At 46.2% G+C, this 18,350-nt stretch carries 19 protein-coding genes; 8 read left to right on the forward strand and 11 right to left on the reverse strand.

Features of this window, described 5'->3' with window-relative positions:
- Positions 1-82 precede the first annotated feature (82 nt).
- On the forward strand, positions 83-1,267 hold the full coding sequence (locus PK654_RS09110) for a cystathionine beta-lyase (RefSeq protein WP_271695286.1): 1,185 nt from the start codon (positions 83-85) through the stop codon (positions 1,265-1,267).
- A 43-nt stretch (positions 1,268-1,310) separates the two neighbouring features.
- On the opposite strand, the gene PK654_RS09115 is transcribed toward PK654_RS09110, so the two are convergent.
- The 5 genes from PK654_RS09115 to pspA form a co-directional block, all read right to left on the reverse strand.
- Positions 1,311-1,973 (reverse strand): PilZ domain-containing protein, encoded by a 663-nt coding sequence (locus tag PK654_RS09115; protein WP_271695287.1) that lies wholly within the window; start codon positions 1,971-1,973, stop codon positions 1,311-1,313.
- Positions 1,974-2,075: 102 nt separating this feature from the next.
- Positions 2,076-2,642, reverse strand: coding sequence for a DNA-3-methyladenine glycosylase I (locus PK654_RS09120; protein WP_271695289.1), 567 nt, complete (start codon positions 2,640-2,642; stop codon positions 2,076-2,078).
- 68 nt (positions 2,643-2,710) lie between these two features.
- Positions 2,711-3,100: an envelope stress response membrane protein PspC gene (pspC, locus tag PK654_RS09125; RefSeq protein ID WP_271695291.1), complete on the reverse strand. Its 390-nt coding sequence runs from the start codon at positions 3,098-3,100 to the stop codon at positions 2,711-2,713.
- On the reverse strand, positions 3,090-3,326 hold the full coding sequence (gene pspB, locus PK654_RS09130) for an envelope stress response membrane protein PspB (RefSeq protein ID WP_271695293.1): 237 nt from the start codon (positions 3,324-3,326) through the stop codon (positions 3,090-3,092). Before pspB ends, pspC begins: the two co-directional genes overlap by 11 nt.
- An 11-nt stretch (positions 3,327-3,337) precedes the next feature.
- Positions 3,338-4,006 (reverse strand): phage shock protein PspA, encoded by a 669-nt coding sequence (pspA, locus tag PK654_RS09135; protein WP_271695295.1) that lies wholly within the window; start codon positions 4,004-4,006, stop codon positions 3,338-3,340.
- A gap of 211 nt (positions 4,007-4,217) precedes the next feature.
- Between pspA and pspF the strand changes: the two genes are divergently transcribed.
- The 6 genes from pspF (at position 4,218) to PK654_RS09165 (ending at position 10,620) form a co-directional block, all read left to right on the forward strand.
- Positions 4,218-5,222 carry a phage shock protein operon transcriptional activator gene (gene pspF, locus PK654_RS09140; RefSeq protein ID WP_271695297.1) on the forward strand — a complete coding sequence of 335 codons (1,005 nt, stop codon included), beginning with the start codon at positions 4,218-4,220 and terminating at the stop codon, positions 5,220-5,222.
- A gap of 150 nt (positions 5,223-5,372) precedes the next feature.
- Positions 5,373-6,995, forward strand: coding sequence for an ABC transporter substrate-binding protein SapA (gene sapA, locus PK654_RS09145; RefSeq protein ID WP_271695298.1), 1,623 nt, complete (start codon positions 5,373-5,375; stop codon positions 6,993-6,995).
- Positions 6,995-7,957, forward strand: coding sequence for an ABC transporter permease (locus PK654_RS09150; protein ID WP_271695300.1), 963 nt, complete (start codon positions 6,995-6,997; stop codon positions 7,955-7,957). Before sapA ends, PK654_RS09150 begins: the two co-directional genes overlap by 1 nt.
- The gene (locus tag PK654_RS09155) at positions 7,944-8,831 is read left to right on the forward strand and encodes an ABC transporter permease subunit (protein WP_271695302.1); all 888 of its coding nucleotides are present in this window, start codon (positions 7,944-7,946) and stop codon (positions 8,829-8,831) included. Before PK654_RS09150 ends, PK654_RS09155 begins: the two co-directional genes overlap by 14 nt.
- Positions 8,831-9,829 (forward strand): peptide ABC transporter ATP-binding protein, encoded by a 999-nt coding sequence (locus PK654_RS09160; protein WP_271695304.1) that lies wholly within the window; start codon positions 8,831-8,833, stop codon positions 9,827-9,829. The genes PK654_RS09155 and PK654_RS09160 overlap by 1 nt, the downstream gene beginning before the upstream one ends.
- Positions 9,826-10,620, forward strand: coding sequence for a peptide ABC transporter ATP-binding protein (locus PK654_RS09165; protein WP_271695306.1), 795 nt, complete (start codon positions 9,826-9,828; stop codon positions 10,618-10,620). Before PK654_RS09160 ends, PK654_RS09165 begins: the two co-directional genes overlap by 4 nt.
- Before the next feature lie 21 nt (positions 10,621-10,641).
- Here the strand turns inward: PK654_RS09165 and PK654_RS09170 are convergent, their stop codons facing one another.
- From PK654_RS09170 to torE, 6 genes are all read right to left on the reverse strand, one after another.
- The gene (locus PK654_RS09170; protein WP_271695307.1) at positions 10,642-11,442 is read right to left on the reverse strand and encodes a substrate-binding periplasmic protein; all 801 of its coding nucleotides are present in this window, start codon (positions 11,440-11,442) and stop codon (positions 10,642-10,644) included.
- Positions 11,443-11,524: 82 nt separating this feature from the next.
- Positions 11,525-11,908, reverse strand: a complete 384-nt coding sequence (locus tag PK654_RS09175) for a DUF2750 domain-containing protein (RefSeq protein ID WP_271698845.1) — start codon at positions 11,906-11,908, stop codon at positions 11,525-11,527.
- Between the two features lie 75 nt (positions 11,909-11,983).
- On the reverse strand, positions 11,984-12,889 hold the full coding sequence (locus tag PK654_RS09180) for a manganese-dependent inorganic pyrophosphatase (RefSeq protein ID WP_271695308.1): 906 nt from the start codon (positions 12,887-12,889) through the stop codon (positions 11,984-11,986).
- A gap of 332 nt (positions 12,890-13,221) precedes the next feature.
- Entirely contained in the window at positions 13,222-15,684 is a 2,463-nt protein-coding gene (gene torA / locus PK654_RS09185) for a trimethylamine-N-oxide reductase TorA (protein WP_271695309.1), read from the reverse strand.
- A 19-nt stretch (positions 15,685-15,703) separates the two neighbouring features.
- A complete protein-coding gene (gene torC / locus PK654_RS09190) occupies positions 15,704-16,888 on the reverse strand; it encodes a pentaheme c-type cytochrome TorC (RefSeq protein WP_271695310.1) in 1,185 nt (394 codons plus the stop codon).
- Positions 16,889-16,931: 43 nt separating this feature from the next.
- Positions 16,932-17,108 (reverse strand): trimethylamine N-oxide reductase system protein TorE, encoded by a 177-nt coding sequence (gene torE / locus PK654_RS09195; protein WP_271695311.1) that lies wholly within the window; start codon positions 17,106-17,108, stop codon positions 16,932-16,934.
- A gap of 422 nt (positions 17,109-17,530) precedes the next feature.
- Here torE and PK654_RS09200 point away from each other — a divergent pair, with 422 nt between their 5' ends.
- The gene (locus PK654_RS09200; RefSeq protein WP_271695312.1) at positions 17,531-18,322 is read left to right on the forward strand and encodes an ABC transporter permease; all 792 of its coding nucleotides are present in this window, start codon (positions 17,531-17,533) and stop codon (positions 18,320-18,322) included.
- The last annotated feature ends 28 nt before the right edge of the window (positions 18,323-18,350 follow it).

An 18,350-nucleotide genomic window follows, 5' to 3' on the forward strand; every position in this document is an offset into this window, starting at 1 on the left:
TAACAGAAATCTTGCCTTACGCCTTTCAACATGGTTTAAATAAAACAACAAATCAGACCAACAAAAGCATAAAGGAAGTTAAATGTCCGGACATAAACAGACCAAGCTGGTTAACGCAGGGCGCAGTAAAAAATGGACCAATGGTGTGGTTAACCCTCCCGTTCAGCGGGCCTCTACTGTGGTTTTTGACAGCGTAGAAGAAAAACGCAAAGCCACCATCAACAGAGCAAATAAAACTCTGTTTTACGGACGCAGGGGCACCAATACCCATTTTGCTTTCCAGGAAGCGATGACAGAAATAGAAGGTGGCGCAGGTTGTGCTCTATACCCTTGCGGAACGGCGGCCATTTCTAACGCAATCCTCTCTTTTGTTGAAACCGGTGATCATATTCTGATGGTTGACACCTGTTATGAACCGACCCGGGATTTCTGCGATAAAATTATGAAGAAAATGGGGGTTGAAACCAGCTACTACCCTCCACTTATAGGGGAAGGAATACGAGAGCTCATTCAGCCCAATACCCGTATACTGTTTCTTGAATCTCCCGGCTCCATCACAATGGAAGTTCAGGATGTGGCAACCTTAGCCCGTATCGCTCATGAGCAGGATATCATTGTTATTCTGGACAACACTTGGGCTGCCGGGGTTAACTTCTCTCCTTTCGATTTTGGTGTTGACATCTCTGTTCAGGCAGCCACCAAATATATCGTTGGTCACTCAGATGTTATGTTAGGTACAGCGGTAGCCAATGAGAAATGCTGGGATCAGTTGCGTGAGCAGAGTTACCTGATGGGGCAATGTGTCTCTCCGGACGACGCTTATCTTGGCTTAAGAGGGTTAAGAACGCTGGATAGCCGTCTGCGTCAGCATCAGGAATCCAGTATTAAAGTCGCTCAGTGGCTGGCGCAAAGGCCGGAAGTTGACCATGTACGCCACCCTGCCCTTGAAAGCTGTCCCGGCCATGAGTTTTACCAACGTGACTTCAGCGGTTGTAACGGCCTGTTTTCCTTTGTACTGAAAACCAGTAACAGTAAAGCCACCACCGCATTGCTTGACGGAATGGAGCATTTCAGTATGGGCTACTCCTGGGGTGGATTTGAGAGTTTGATTCTCGCTAACGAGCCAGCTTCTTTTAATGCTCTCAGAACCGTAGCTCATCCAAATTTCGATGGCACACTCGTTCGCCTGCATATCGGTCTGGAGAATGTTGACGACCTTATCGCCGATCTGGAAAAAGGATTAGAACGCTATAATAACCTGCCGTAAAAAGAGTATGTAAACAAGGCTATGTTGTTAACAGACATAGCCTTTATAAATTATCCAGCACTACGTGCTCCAGAACTTCAAGCCGGAGTTCATCAGAAACATCCAGACACTGATCGAACTCAATGCCCAGCACAATGCCATCTAACTGTTTGCGGAAGTTCACAACCCGGCATTTAGGATGAACCGTGGGAATATTCTCTATTTCAGGGTTTATTTCAACCTCTGTCCCAATCCCGACAGCAAGGTCATCGGTGATATAAATGGCACATCCGGAAATAGATATATCCAGCAACTCAGCCTGATATTTTCGTCTGCCGATTTTTACTTCGGCTCCGATATGAACTTTATAACGACGGTTCTGGCGTATCGGTTTACTTTCGATTTGTAGCGGATAACTGACAAACATCAGCCAGGTACCAAACATCTTTATTCCGGCAATTTTACTTTTAAAAGCAATAATATGCCCTTCAACCGTGTCGGATACTCCGCGGATAACGACAGCAACATTGTTGACCTTACGCACCACCAGCTCCTCCATGGAGCGGTTACTAAGTTCAAATATAAGAAAGCTGTTTTCTTTCAAGCCGACAAACTGACAACTAATGGTGTACTGATCTTTAGGGCCAAAATGAATAACAGCAGAAAGCCGCATACCGAACTGGAGGTACTTTTTTAAATCTGTTGAAACACTTCGCTCTAAACTCATCGGCTACGCCTAAACTACAGGGTGACTGCGGACTATTACTATTTATATTAGGTAGCTTTTATATAAGCAAGACGTATAAATCCTATATAAATTATAAATCAGCTAGTTTTTCTCCGCTTTTTTGGGGCAGCTCACAAGATGGTCATCCACCATACCCACTGCCTGCATAAAGGCGTAGCAAATTGTCTCGCCGACAAACTTAAAACCATTCTTTTTCAAAAACTTGCTCATTAGTTTAGACTGCTCAGTGGAAACCGGAACCTGCTCCATAGTCTGCCAGTGATTGATAATGGGTTGGTGGTCAACAAATTGCCAAAGAGCTTTTGATAGGGAGCCGTACTCTTGCTGTAGTTTTTGTGCTGCCCTTGCATTGGAAAATACCGATGCGATTTTGCCCCTGTGCTTTACCACATCAAAGTTCTGAATAATCGCTTCAACATGCTCTTCTCCTTTAGCGGACAAGAGCTCGATATCAAAGTTGTTAAATGCTGCCCTGTAACCTTGCCGTTTTTTTAAAATGGTTATCCAGCTTAGCCCGGCCTGTGCACCTTCCAGCGTAATAAATTCAAACAGGCGCTGATCATCATAAACAGGTACGCCCCACTCCTTATCGTGGTACTCTTTTTCCAGTTCATGTTTAAGTGCCCATGCGCAGCTTTTGTCCTGCATATATCCTCCAAAAAATAACGGCCTGTAACGGCCGTTATTTTATTTATTTTAACCCTGTTAATCAGACTTTAGAGATCGTTAAATGCCCTATTTACCTTAAAGGTATCAGAAGTGACATAAGCTTCAACTCTTCTGACTTTAGCGTCTACGGAATCCAGATCCAGCTCTATATTGTCCAGCAGTGCCGCAGGTGTCTGCCCCGACTGCCAGGGTTTGCTTTTCAGCGTATGATCCTGCTGTGCCCTCACCGTCTGCTGATAATCCTGAGGCTGTTTTTCCAGCATCAGGGTAAAAGCGACATAGGCAAGAATCACCAGAAAGCTTCCCCCCAGAAGTGCCGCAGAGACAACGAGTATTCTCACCAGCCAGATTTCAGCACCAAAGTAGTTGGCAATACCTGCACACACACCAGTGATTTTTCCGTTTACTGTATCGCGATACAGCTGCTTATTTGCCATAGTCCCGCCTCCAGTTTGGCGACTCCGAGTCAAGAATTTTCTCCAGAGTCGTTATACGTTGCTGAAGTTGCTCAGCTTTAGCAGACAAGCTTTGTAATTTTTCGTAGTCTTCCGTTGAGAGGCCGTGCTCCGACTTTTTCTTGCTGCGATAATGGAGAAACAACCACAGCGGCGCAACGAAAATCAAAAATACAATGACTGGTCCCGTAATTAATGCTGCCGTCATAGCGTCTCCTTTTACTTATCTTTATTCATCTGTTGTTTTAGTTTTTCCAGCTCTTTTTCAATCTCGTCTTGTGCCTGAAGGTCAGCAAACTCCTGATTCAGTGAGCGACCACGGCCGGACATTTCATAACTGTCGGCTTCTGCTTCCAGTTCATCAATCTTACGCTCATACTGCTCAAATTTTGAGAAAGCTTCTGCCGTTCTGCTGGTATGCAAGTGTTTTTGCACATCACGGCGGCTACCCGCTGTTTCGCGGCGAATGACAAGTGCCTGCTGTTTAGCTCTTGTTTCGTTGATCTTAGTTTCCAGCTTGCTGATTTCACCAGTCAGTTTTTCGATAGTCTCTTCAACCAGTGTCTGTTCCGTATGCAGGCTCTTAATAATATCCTGCAATTTCTGCTTTTCAATCAGGGCGGCACGCGCCAGATCTTCACGCTGCTTAATCAAGGCAAGTGATGCCTTCTGCTGCCAGTCATCAATCTGAGCTTCGATGCTCTCTACGCGACGGGCCAGCTCTTTTTTATCTGCAAGAGCTTTTGCAGAGTTTGTGCGCACTTCAACAAGCGTATCTTCCATCTCCTGCAGAATAAGGCGAATCATTTTTTCAGGATCTTCTGCTTTATCCAGTAAGGCACTGATGTTTGAATTTACGATGTCGGCGAAACGAGAAAAAATACCCATGATACAACTCCTCAGTTGTGTGCTATCAAATTACAACTCTAAACGAATTCATACCTGTCTATAATCAAATAGCGTGCCTAAGTGAAATAACTTTATTTTTCAATGCAATAGATATTTTAGAACAAACCAGAATCACATGCTATGATGGATATAACCAACTATTGGTAAATTTCGCCAGCTTTTAAAGTCGTTCGTATTCAAGGAAGGTAAAATGGAACAGCAAACCCTGATTGGAGAGTCCGCAAGCTTCTTATCCGTACTGGATAAAGTCTCCCGCCTCGCCCCGGTGGAACGTTCAGTTCTTATAATAGGTGAACGCGGAACCGGTAAGGAGTTAATCGCGCAGCGGCTACACTACCTGTCAAGACGGTGGGATAAACCATTAGTCACACTCAACTGCTCCAGCCTGAGCGAAACCCTTATTGACTCTGAGTTGTTCGGACACGAAGCCGGCTCATTTACCGGAGCAAAAGGACGCCACTCCGGCCGTTTTGAGCGGGCAGAAAAAGGAACTCTTTTCCTTGATGAACTGGCAACCGCTCCTCTCTCTGTGCAGGAAAAACTACTCAGAGTGATTGAATACGGTCAGTATGAACGCGTTGGCGGTAGCAAAACCCTGACAGCGGACGTGCGCTTAGTCTGCGCTACCAACGCCGATCTGCCACAACTGGCAGAGCAGAACACGTTCAGGGCCGATCTTCTCGACAGGCTGGCCTTTGATGTGATCCATCTGCCTCCCCTTAGGGAAAGGCAGCAAGACATTCTTTTGCTTGCGCAGCACTACGCCATAAAAATGTGCCGTGAATTGGCGCTGCCGCTGTTTGTCGGCTTTAGCCGCAGTGCAGAAAACCAGCTATTGAGTTATCACTGGCCGGGTAATGTCAGGGAGCTTAAAAACGTGGTAGAAAGAGCCATTTATCAGCACGGTTCTGCTGAATCACCAATAGAGCATCTTATTATTGATCCGTTTCGTACAGAGTGGAGTTCAGAACCAGCCAAAAGCGAAAAACAGCCAGAAGTAAAAGCGCCACTCAACTTCCCTATGGATTATAAACAGTGGCAGGAAAATAACGATATCGAGCTGTTAACTGAGGTGCTGGAGCAATCACGGCACAATAAACGGGTAGCGGCAGAAATGCTGGGGCTCAGCTATCATCAGTTAAGGGGAATGCTGAGAAAATATGACCTTGTTGGTCAAAACAGCAGCAATGAATAAAGGGATAACATTGTATCTGAGTGACTTAACTGTATATTCTCGCTGAAAAAGCACCTTGTGGTGACTTGGGTCTACTATCAAAAAATGGTAAATTAGCCGGATCAGCAGGTTAGCAGCCTGATACTCTCAGAACAAACGACAGCTCTTTCTATGAAAGCATTAATACAGTTTACTCTTGGCATCTGTGGTCTTGGACTTTTGTCGGGATGTGGTGAAGCACCAGATCAAGACAAAATCAGGCGGCAGGGATTCGTATTTTGCGGTCAGGAAGGCACACCCGCTTCTTTTAATCCGCAATTAGTTGAGAGCGGTATAACCTCTGAATCATTAAGCCCGCAACTGTTTGATTCACTGCTTACCCTAGACTCTGATACTCATGAGCCGACGGCCAGTCTTGCAAGCAGCTGGTTTGTAAATAAAGAAGGAACCGAATATCTGTTTGATCTAAGGCAGGATGTTGAGTTCCAGACTACCGACTGGTTTACCCCCAGCCGGAAACTTAACGCTTCTGATGTGGTATTTAGCTTTAACCGTATTCTGGATAGTAATAACCCCTATCATTTGGTTTCAGACCATGGTTACCCTTGGTTCTCTGCTATCGACTTTGTTACTCAGGTAAAACGTGTCGAAGCGGTTAGTGATCATCAGGTTAAATTTGTCCTGAATCAGCCGGATAACACTTTCCTTTCTAATATCGCCACTACCTATTCCGTTATCCACTCCAAGGAGTATGCCGATAAGCTGGCTGAACAGAACCAGAAACATTTGCTTGATCAGAAACCGGTCGGAACCGGGCCATTCTATCTCGATGACTATCAGGCAGGTGACCTGGTGCGTTTAAGACGTCATAACCAGTACTGGCGTGGTCAGCCAAACTTAGAACAGATTGTTTTTGATATCTCATCACGGGGGACAGGACCGCTTGCCAAGTTGCTGAGAAATGAGTGTGACGTGCTTAATTCGCCTATCTCCAGCCATATTCCAATCATTAAAGAACAGTCGTTTCTGACCCTTGACGCCCGTTCATCCATGAACGTAGCTTATATCGCAATCAACACCGAACATAATGCCCTGAAAGATGTAAGAGTCCGCAAGGCGCTGAATCTGGCTATCAACCGTAAGAACATTCTTGACTCTGTCTATTATGGTACCGGCGAACAGGCATACTCTCTGCTTCCGCCAAATTCATGGGCCTATCAGAAAGACACTGTGCAATTTCGCTATGATCGCAATTACGCCCTTGCTCTGTTGCGCGAAGCAGGCTATCTGGACGGCCTATCCCTGTCAATGTGGGTCTCCCTTGACCCTACAGCCTATAACCCAAGCCCCAGAAAGACCGCAGAGCTGATTCAGGCGGCGTTTGCCGATATCGGTGTAAAACTGGAGCTGTTTAGCAGTGATCAGTTTGACCGTAGCGAACTGGCTGACAACAGTAAAATTGACTTAGTCCTTACCGGCTGGAGTGCCAGTACCGGCGATCCGGACAACTTTTTACGGCCTCTGCTTTCCTGTAATGCAGAACAGTCCGGCCTGAATGTCTCCATGTGGTGTAATCAGGATTTTGATTTTCTGCTGGACTTAGCCAAAGAGACCAATCAATTACGTTACCGGAAAAATCTCTATAAACAGGCGCAACACATAATGAACGAAGAAGTACCGGTGATTCCGCTGGCTCATGGTGCACAATTTCAGGCCTATCATAACTCCCTTCAGGGTTTTGATATCAGCCCGTTCAGCTCTCAGAGCTTTCACAAAGTTGAGAGGAAGAAGTAATGTTTAACTACTCTGTGCGTCGCTTTAACCTCTTTGTTATCACCCTGCTGATCCTCACCCTGATTGGCTACAACATTTTGTTGCTCGATAGCAGTTCTCAGTGGCATCAGATCGATTTCTGGCAGGGTTGGCGCAGCTATATCGGCCAGCTAATGCTTCTGGATTTTGGCGTTAATAAGCAGGGCTATCCCATTATTGATGAGCTTTTGGTTGTGTTTCCTGCCACCTTAGAGCTCTGCCTGTTTGCCTTTATTTTTGCCTTGCTGGTAGGTATTCCGCTGGGAACGCTGGCGGGGATGCGTCAGGGTAAGATGATAGACTCGGTGATATCCTTTATCTCTATGTCCGGTTACTCTGCCCCGCTGTTCTGGGTTGCTCTGCTGATGATTATGTTCTTCTCACTGCACCTGCAAATCCTACCCGTTTCCGGCCGCTACAATTTGTTGTATGAAATTGACCATATTACCGGCTTTGCCGTAATTGACGCCTTTATGTCTGACCGCATGTACCGGGCTGAAGCGCTACAAAGTGTGCTGTCACACCTGATACTGCCTTGTCTGGTTCTGGCTCTGGCACCGACGACTCAGATTGTCCGTCTGATGCGGGCTTCTGTTGCAGAGGTGATGGGACAAAACTATATCCGCGCATCAAGAATTAAAGGTTTATCAAAGTATGAGATCGTTATGCAGCATGTACTGCGAAACGCTCTACCACCGATTATCCCTAAGTTTGGTTTTCAATTATCCAGTATGTTTACCTTTGCCATTATCACCGAATCTATTTTTAACTGGCCGGGAATCGGCCGCTGGCTACTGAACGCTCTGGCCAATCATGACTATACCTCGATTCAGGCAGGGGTGATCGTGGTGGCAACCTTTGTATTGTCTGCCAATATTCTGTCGGATCTGATTGGCACCATGGTAAACCCTCTGGTAAGGAAAGAGTGGTATGTTAACAAGTAATATCTATCAGGAAGAACATATACCTACTCAGTTTGAACGTTTTGCAAAAAGCTTCAGGCACAATAATCTTGCGATGTCCGGGCTCTGGTGTCTGATTATGATCATTATCGTCACCCTCGCATCGCCGTGGCTGACACCACATGATCCGCAATTACAAACCGGCAATCTGCTGGTTCCGCCTTCATGGAACCATAATGGCAGTGTTGAGTATTTCCTCGGTACCGATGACTTAGGCCGGGATATTCTGTCCAGAATTATTGCCGGTTCTCAGCTCACCTTTGGTGCTGCTGTACTGATTACTGCCCTTGCCACCCTGATTGGCTGTGCCATTGGTATTCTGGCCGGCATGACCCGTGGGCTTATCTCAAGTACCCTGAACCACCTGTTGGATACGGTAATGTCGATTCCGTCTCTGCTGCTGGCGATTATCTTCGTCGCCTTCCTCGGCTTTGGTGAATTCAATATTCTGCTGGCCATCTGTCTGGCTCTGATCCCGAGATTTATCCGCTCTCTTTACACAGCGGTTCACAGTGAGTTGGAGCGTGACTATATCATGGCCGCCAGACTAGACGGGGCAAACAACATTTACCTGCTGACTAACTCTATTTTCCCTAATATTCTGCCGGTTATTGCCGCCGAAGTGACCATGGCCATGACCATTGCTATTCTGGATATTACCGCACTGGGTTTTCTCGGTTTAGGTGCTCAGGCACCAAGTACTGAGTGGGGCGCGGTACTTGGCGATTCAGTGGAACTGATTTATCTGGCACCCTGGACAGTTACCCTGCCCGGCTTAGCTATTATGTTTACGGTTGTTGTCGTAAATCTGGTAGGTGAAGGTGTACGACAAGCTTTAAATGCAGGGGTAGAGTAATGCCATTACTGGATTTTCGACATCTGACTATTGAGATTGAAACCCCACACGGGATGGTAAAAGCCGTCGACCGCATGAGCCTGACCATACAGGAAGGCGATATCCGCGGTCTGGTAGGTGAATCAGGTTCAGGCAAAAGTCTGGTCGCTAAAGCAATTGTCGGTATCTGTAAAGAAAACTGGCGGGTAACCGCCGACAGAATGCGGCTGGGTAATGTTGACCTTCTGCAACTGACTCCCAAAGAACGCCGCAGAGTAATTGCCCGAGATGTAGCGATGATTTTTCAGGAGCCCTCAACCTGTCTGGATCCATCCGAAGAAGTAGGCAAGCAGTTGGCAGAGTCTATACCTTCTGGTTCATTTGAAGGGCGTTGGTGGCAACGCCTTAAATGGCGTAAAAAGCAGGCCATTGGTCTGCTGCATAAGGTGGGTATAAAAGATCATGAAAGAGTAATGAACAGCTACTCTTATGAGCTTACCGACGGAGAGTGTCAAAAGGTAATGATTGCCATGGCCATCGCCGCTAAGCCACGTATTTTGATCGCTGATGAGCCTACCAATGACCTCGATCCCATCACTCAGTCTCAGATACTGAGGCTGCTAAGCCGGATGAATCAGGTTAATAACACCACTATTTTGTTGATTGGCCATGACCTGACCACCATTACCCAGTGGGCCAACCGCATTACGGTAATGTACTGCGGGCAAACCGTTGAATCCGCTGCAACAGAGCAGATACTAAACGCTCCGAAACACCCTTATACCGTTGCCCTGCTCAATGCTATGCCGGATTTCAGCAGTGACGCCATTCCTCATAAGCAGAGGCTGCAATCTCTTCCGGGATCGATTCCGCCCCTTCAGCACCTGCCAATTGGTTGCCGGCTTGGACCAAGGTGCCCTTATGCCCAACGTCAGTGTGTTGAGATCCCCTACTCTAAGAAGATCAAGAATCATAAGTTTTCCTGCCACTTTCCACTCAATATGGAGAAGAAGAAATGAGTGCGCTGCTTGAAGTTGATAACCTTTCCAAGCGATTTACCACCCGCTCAGGCCTGTTTGGCAAAACCACTCATGAGGCGGTAAAACCGCTTAGCTTCTCTCTTGAAGCAGGCGAAACAATCGGCCTTATCGGCCAGAATGGTTCCGGAAAATCAACGCTGGCGAAAATGCTGGCAGGTGTTGTAGAGCCCTCTCAGGGTGAGATCCGGGTCAATGGCGAGAGACTCGAACACCGGGATTACTCTACCCGCTGTAAGCTTATCCGTATGATATTTCAGGATCCTAACAGTTCTCTCAACCCAAGAATTCAGATTGGCAGAATACTGGAAGGCCCCCTTAAGCGAAATACGGAGATGCCGCCGGAAGCGAGAATGCAAAGGGTAAAAGATACGCTTGCCCGGGTGGGACTTTTGCCGGAACACGCCTATTTTTACCCGCAAATGCTGGCTGCCGGTCAGAAACAGCGTGTCTGTCTGGCCAGAGCCCTTATTCTTCAGCCGTCAATTATTATCGCTGACGAGGCACTCAACGGACTTGATATGGCGATGCGCTCGCAGATCATTAATCTGTTTCTTGAGCTTCAGGAAGAGATGGGGGTTTCCTTTATCTATGCTTCACAGCAGATAGGTATCGTTAAGCATATTACTGATAAAGTGATGGTGATGGATAACGGCGAAGTTGTGGAGTACGGGGAGACAGAGAAGGTTCTTAACTGTCCCCGGCATACTATTACCCAGAGGTTAGTAGAGAGCCACTTCTACAAAACGCCAAACTACAAAAAATGTTATTGAGTCGGTACTTTAGAGCGGTTACTACTCGAAACGTTGCGGGTAACTCGCATAAATGGCCTCAATAGTGCCGTCATTCCACATGGCTTCAAGGGTGTCATTAATATGAGTTATCGCATTCTCATCAAGGTTCTGCGACAGCTTTGAAAAAATCAGATAGGCCGGATTAACCTGTGACAGGGGTTTGTTACTGACTTTTATCGCTGATGTCATGGCGAGCTGTTTAGCCTGATAGAGACCGACAATTCTGTCATTGATATAGGCGTCTACCCTGCCGGCCAGAAGTAGTTTGAGCCCCATTTCAGCCCCTTTTACTTCCTGTACCTTAATCATTCTGAACTTAACCGCAGCATCAAAGTCTTCAGAGACGCTATGGCCTCTGTCGATAGCCACGGTTTTGCCGAACAGATCGCGGACACTTTCCGCCTCTCCCTGCTCATCTGAACGGGTAAATACCGAGTATTGACTCTGCCGCAAAGGAAAGCGGGTATAAATAGAAAAGGTTTCTCTTTCATGAGTACGGAAAGCCGCAAACAAGCCGTCAGCATGCCCCTGCTGCAGCTCAAACATGGCCCTCTTCCACGGGAAACACTCTACGCTATACTCCTTGCCCACCCTGAGGAAAAGTTCGGCAATAATTTCAGAATAGAGCCCTTTGGCAACTCTCTCTTCGCACCAGATAAAGGGTTTAAAATCCAGTGTCACCAACCTGTACGGTTGCTGTGAAAATACCGTACCGGAGGCAAAAACGGAGAGAAAAATAAGCGCTTTTATAAAAGTCAGTTTAATAACAGTACCTTCGTGTTTACTACTGTAACCAGCCACCTGAATAACTATCTGCTTTAAAGGTAGAGTGAACAGCCCGCTTAATCAACCTGTTGCAAACAAATATCGCGCGACCGGCAGCTTAACGTGACGCCTTTTTAAGTTCAATGTCAAACTCTTCCGGGTAAAGAACCACACCCTCTTCTGACAGGTTTGGAAAAACGACTATCGCCAGCTCGTCATCTTCTAGGCCATATGTCCAGCGGCTGTGCCACTTATTAACAGAAATAGACTCTGCTACGCAATCCTGCCACTCTCCTGTTGCCCACTGCTGTGCAAACTCCTGATTAGGCCATACCGGCACACAATCTTCGTCATCCGTGTTTAGCATTACGCAGCCGTGTTCATCTTTCAGAATCCATACCTGACGGTTGTTAGCCATCTCTTTAATGCTGTAACGCAGGCGTGCTTCACTATCCAGTGCGTTTATCTCTTTAATCCTGTCGTCAGTAAGCGCGTTTGTCATCATTAGTTACCTTTTAAAAAACAAAAGGGCGAAGGCAATTAGTCACCTTCGCCCGTACAACTTTGCTATAGCTGATTAAACTAGTTCAGCCTGAAGCCATGGCCAGCCTTGCTTCTTACGGCTAAGGGTATCAGCCATCATCAGCATGCCGTCAGTTTCATGTTTCACCAGCTTCTCAGCCCACTCACCTTTATAAAGCAGACGAGTTGTTGCTGTCGTGATATCCGTCAGCATTACCGCGGCAAACGCCAGACCTTCTTCATCACAACGACGCTGCAGATCCTGCTCAAGTGCATCAATCATGCCGTCAACCTGCTCTAGTGTTGCCAGTTCAACCTGACCAACAACAACCTGACGCTCATTAAACGGATACGCTTTAAGATCCTTCTCTACCAGCTCAGCTGCAGAAAGCCCTTCGATATCTGTTTTAGCAATCAATAGGCTCTTAATAAAGGCATCCAGATCAGCCACTTCAGCGAACTTAGCCAGCTCAGCTACGGCATCTTTATCTTTCTGAGTACAAGTCGGAGATGCGAATCCAACGGTGTCTGACAGGATGGCTGACATCATTAGCGTTGCCAGCGGACGGGTAATTTCAACCTCTTCCATCTTGAACAGGTTAAACAGAATGGTACAGGTACAGCCAACAGGCCAGATCCACGCTTCCAGCGGGTTCACTGTCATTACATCACCCAGACGGTGGTGATCAACAATACCCAGAATTTCTGCTTCGTTTACATCATCCGGTGCCTGAGCCAGATCAGAATAGTCCACCAGCCAGATTTTCTCGCCAGCCACACCAGTGCACATTTCCGGTGCTTCAACGCCTGCTTGCTCAATAATATATTGTGTCTCGCGGTTAAGGTCGCCCTGACGTACCGCTTTTGCTTCCAGTCCGCGAGCTTTCAGTAGCTCAGTCGCTACAAGCGCACTACAAATACTATCACTATCAGGGTTCTTGTGACCGACAACTTGAATCATGTTTCTTCCTATGTATGTCTGATTTAGCGGCTGAACTTATCTTTGTTCAACCTTACTTTTATAAACAGGGCAAATAATAGTGTTTAGACCAGCAGCTTACAAGCCCTTTACCAGTGGATGATACTTTACCTGATTTTACAGTTTTGTCATCGCGTAGAATCATTTTTCTCTCTACGACTTTAGACTGTATAACTCCACATTATGTTTCAACTTCCTGCCCGCAATTGGTGTTACAGCGTAAGCCCCCCTTTTCTTTAGCGGGTATCCACTAAACGCGCATAAAAAATGCCAGTCCGCAGACTGGCATTTTTCTTATCTAATCAGGGATCAGATTATTTGGTAACCATAATTGGTCCGCCAAACGCGGTTACTGGTGGAACTTCACCTTTGAACTTCTCGAAGTCAACAAGACAGGTGTTAGCTGATGTTGCCTGAGCCAGCTCAGAAGACGGGATATCCTGAGTAAGCGTGTTTGGATCACCGTAAGTACAGATAGCGCCTACTTTCTCATTCAGAGGACCATACCATGCACCCTCTTCGATACGAACCACACCTTGCGCATAGCTGTCAGTGACTACTGCACCAGCCAGAAGCTGACCACGGTCGTTGAATACGCGTACCAGATCACCATCTTTAATGCCCTTAGACTTGGCATCTACAGGGTTGATATAGATTGGCTCACGGCCTTGTACTGCATACGTTGCGCGGTAATCTTCAGATTCACACATTTGTGAGTGAAGACGCTTGTCAGGGTGGCAAGACTGTAGCCAGAATGGGTGTTTCTTAGAACCCGGACCACCGTGTGAACGTTCTGATTTCTCGAACCACATTGGGTGTTCCTGACAGAAGTCGTAACCAAAGCCTTTGATCTTACGGCTGCTGATTTCGATAAAGCCTGAAGGAGTACCCAGAGCATTAGTTTCAGGGTCTTCACGGAAAGCAGCATGGCGAACCCAAGGCTTACCTTTACCTGCATCGTAGAAACCTTCAGCCCAGAACTGTTCAAACTTAGGCAGATCAAACTTACCTTTGTTCGCTTTCACACAACCGTCGTACAGGCTTTGTAGCCATTCCATCTCAGTCATGCCACGGGTGTACTCTTTATCACGACCAAAACGCTTAGTCAGGTCAGTCATGATGTCGAAGTCACTGCGTGATTCGAACAGAGGCTCAACCAGTTTGTGCATTGCAATCATGCCGCGGCTTGAGTATGAACCGTAACCATCGATGTCGTTACGCTCAAACTGAGTACATGCAGGAAGAACGATATCAGAGAAACGACAGCTCGCTGTCCATGCAAACTCAATAGTTACTACCGTTTGCAGTTTCTGGAACGCTTTCTTCATGCGGTTGCGATCCTGATGGTGGTGCCAAGGGTTACAACCCGAGATAACCATCATCTTATAACCAGGAAGATTTACTTTCTTACCGTTATAGTTGATCTCTTTGCCCGGCTCAAGCAGACAGTCAACCCAACGTGCAACAGGGATAGTAGAGCTATGGCCGTTAAAGTCAGTGTTGTTCCACTTAGGCGTGGTGCCTTTGTCAGGGTTACTCGGGAATGCGCCCGGCTTAGCGAAGCCAGTTGAAGGAACACCGATTGAGCTGTAGTGGTGACCATAAGAAACACCACCGCCTGGCAGACCAATCTGACCAATCATTGCAGCTAGTACAGCACCCATCCAGTATGGTTGCTCACCGTGTTCCTGACGCTGGATACACCAGCCGAACAGAAGCTGCGTACGGCCTTTAACAAGAGTGCGAGCCAGTGTACGGATATCATCAGCACTCATGCCTACGATTTCTGCAGCCCACTCAGGTGTCTTCTCGATCTTGTCTTTAGTTTCGCCGTTCACATAAGCGATGAACTCTTCAAAGCCAAGGCAGTATGTGTCAACGAAGTCTGCATCATACAGCTCTTCTTTATACAGTGTATGAGCAATTGCCAGCATCAGAGCAACGTCTGTTTGCGGGTTAACATACATGTGCTTGTTGTTAAGGAAACGCTGAGTCTTGTTCTTAACAGGGTCGATAGAGATAACGTTAATTTCGCCTTTGGCTACTTTCTCTTTCAGCTTGTCAAGATACTCGAATGATTCGTGAGTTTCACACGCCCAACCAACCTGAAGGTTTTTAACCGGGTCGTTCGCCCACATTACGATGGTGTCACTGTTATCCAGAATTTCAGACCATGAAGTGCCTTGCGCGTATACTTCAGTAGAACCTAAAACGTATGGAAGAATAGTCTGACCAGCACCTGTTGAGTAGTCACCGATTTTCTTAATGTAGTTACCGTGCATTGCTACTGCGCGACGCATGTGGTTACCGGCAGAGTGGAACTGACCAGTCTGACGCCAGCCAGTCTGACCTGCGTGCAGAGCCCAAGGACCGTACTCTTTCTGAACTCTTTCAAGTTCGTTATAGAAGTGATCCATTGCTTCGTCCCAGCTCACGCGAACGAAACGGTTGTTACCACGGGTATCAGCAGCGTACTTATGCTTCTTCAGCCAGTCCAGACGAACCATTGGGTAACGTACACGTGAAGGGCTGTAGATAATACCTTTCACGCCGTTGATCATATCTGTAGGATACTTATCGACTTCAAGAGGCTTGATCTCTTCAACTTTGTTGTTCACAACGCGGGCACGGAACGCGCCCCAGTGAGAACCAGTTGTTTTCCACTCACCTGCTTCTGCCGCATTGGCAGTAGCAGACATAAGCAGACTTGGACCGATTACTGATGCTGCGCTTGTCGCGGCTGCACCTTTAAGAAAGCTTCTTCTTGTAATAGTCATAGGGTACTACTCCTTTAACTTAATGATGGCCTTCAGAAAAATCTGAAGAATGTTTTTGTAAATACTTTAGAATTAATGTTTCACTGTCTTTATCGAAGTTCACGAAGGAAAGCATTCCGTTGAACATACTTGGCCAGGTGTTGGCATCGAAGTGCGCTTCGTCCGGCTGAGTGTGACAAGTTGAACAGTTAGACTGGTACGCTTCTTTCGATTGATCCCAGATAAGGTCGAAATTGTTCAGCATGCTCTCTTTCTTCAGCCACAATTTGGCCGTTACGCGCTGCCAAGGCAGACCGGTCAGTTCGTCTACTTTCTTCTCAAACTTCTGAATTACTTGCTTGTTCTTTGCGGTTTTCTTCTCAAGGGTTGCAGTAGGAATATTCATACCGAAATCTTCCTGAATAACACGTGCAAATCCACGCGCTTTACGCCAGCCAGAGATTTCGATCTGCACCATATCGCCATCCTGATCCACAACTTTCACTTCAGATGCCGGAGCAAGAGTACCTGCAGGTTTTTCCATTTTTGCGTCTTCAAACAGAGACAGATATTTAGTACTGATAATGGATTTGCCTGTTGCATAGTCAGTCGCTTTAGAAGCTTCTGCCAGTTTCTCAGTCATAGCACCAGCGCTATTCATACCTTCAGGCAGCTTGTGAGCGATACCTTTGTGGCAGTCAACACAGCTCTGATCTTTCTCAGCAGCCGGCTTCATAGCGTTCTGAGCGGCTTTAGACATGCCGTCGAAGTCCATTGATGCGTAGTTATGACAGTTCTTACATTCAAGTGAACCATTGGCTGAGAAGCGGTCCCACTCGTGTTGAGCTAACTCAAGACGACGCTCTTCAAATTTGCCTGCTTCGTCGTAGTTGCCAAAAATCTGTGCATAAACTTCTTTGGAAGCCTGCATCTTACGGGCAATTTTATCTGTCCAGTTGTGTGGCACGTGACAGTCAGGGCAAGTAGCGCGTACACCTGAGTTGTTTTTCCAGTGAACGGTTTCCTGAAGCTCCTGATAAACATTCGCTTCCATGGTGTGGCAACTGATACAAAACTCTTCGGTATTGGTCGCTTCCAGCGCAGTGTTAAAACCACCCCAGAAGATAACCCCGGCAATAAAACCGCCTAGTGTCAGTACGCCTAAGCTGATATGTACTGCGGGACGAGTTAAGGTTCGCCAGATGTTTTTAATAATGGATGTCATGATTCTTTCTCTAAAAATTAAAATTCAAATAAACAGCAGTTAATTAACCATGAGCACCAGGAGGGCCCATAAATAACATCTGCATAATCCAAATCAGAAATCCATATCCGCCAACAAAGGCAACACTCAATATTGGGAAAAGAACGACAGTAATAAGCAGGAAGGATTTCCACTCTAAAGAGCGCTCTACCGCCTCATTACTTTTATTAACATTACTCATACATTTACCTGTTATGTAATTAGCTTATTCCGCTTAAGCATGAAAAATACTAAATTACCTTACTTATCTTTACAGAAATTCTAGACCACACAATTTATGTGGTTCAATAGTGGAATAGCGCCCAAACCCTTTTAAATACTGGTTTTTTGATATGGAACGGAGATGTGTTTTATTAAGATTTAATGTGAAAAAACATGAACAGATGTGTAAAATTAATATTGTTATCAATATGTATTATTTGTAATTTAAAGTTTGCAATTAAAATAAATTCTTATTTCTATTTACATTAATATCAAGGCTATTTTTGCACAAAATAGTGATTAAAAACCGACTTGAAAAAACGGAAATCTCTACTCATTTTTGCAACATTCGCTATCATGTATGCAGTTTATGTTCAGTGATAATTACAAGTGACAGTTACTATGCAAACCGCGAACGACATCTCCTGGCTGCAACTTACTCTTTTTTCGCTGCTGCTTGTTGTTCCCCTGGCTATTAACGTTTTTTATAAGCTGGAACTGGCAAAAGAGATGTGCACTGCTATCGTCAGAATGGTTGTCCAGCTCACCTTAGTCGGGCTCTATCTTGAGTACTTGTTTCAGTTAAACAGCCTTACTCTTAACCTTCTCTGGCTGTTGGTCATGTTGCTGGTGGGCAGTAGTGCTATTACCAGCAAAGCAAGGCTGGAAAACCGTTACCTGCTGTTCCCGGTCGCCAGCGGCCTGTTTATCGGCCTGTCGCCGGTTCTGCTTATACTCTGCTTCTATGTAATTAGTCCTGAGCCATGGTATCAGGCGCAGTATCTGATCCCGGTTTCAGGTATGTTGCTGGGTAATAGCCTGAGCGGAAATATCGTTGCGCTACAAAATTTTTATGGCGCGTTTGAGTTGCGTAAGGGTGAATACGAAGCAGCTATTTCCCTCGGGGCAAAGCCTTCATACGCCTGTAACCCGTTTGTAAGGGCAGCAATGCAGAAAGCCCTTGCTCCTATACTGGCTTCTATGACGACAACAGGCTTGGTGACTCTGCCGGGCATGATGACTGGCCAGATTCTCGGTGGTGCCTCTCCTATGCTTGCCATTAAATACCAGTTAATAATACTGGTGGCTATCTTCGTTATGATGAGCGTCTCTCTGACTATTTCTCTTCAGTTGAGCATAAAATACACAATCAATGAAAGCGGCAGAGTAAAGGCTAAATTTATTGAAAAATAGCTTGCACTTTATGCCTGCCTTTATCCCT

Source organism: Vibrio sp. SCSIO 43137, assembly GCF_028201475.1.
Classification (GTDB): Bacteria; Pseudomonadota; Gammaproteobacteria; order Enterobacterales; family Vibrionaceae; genus Vibrio.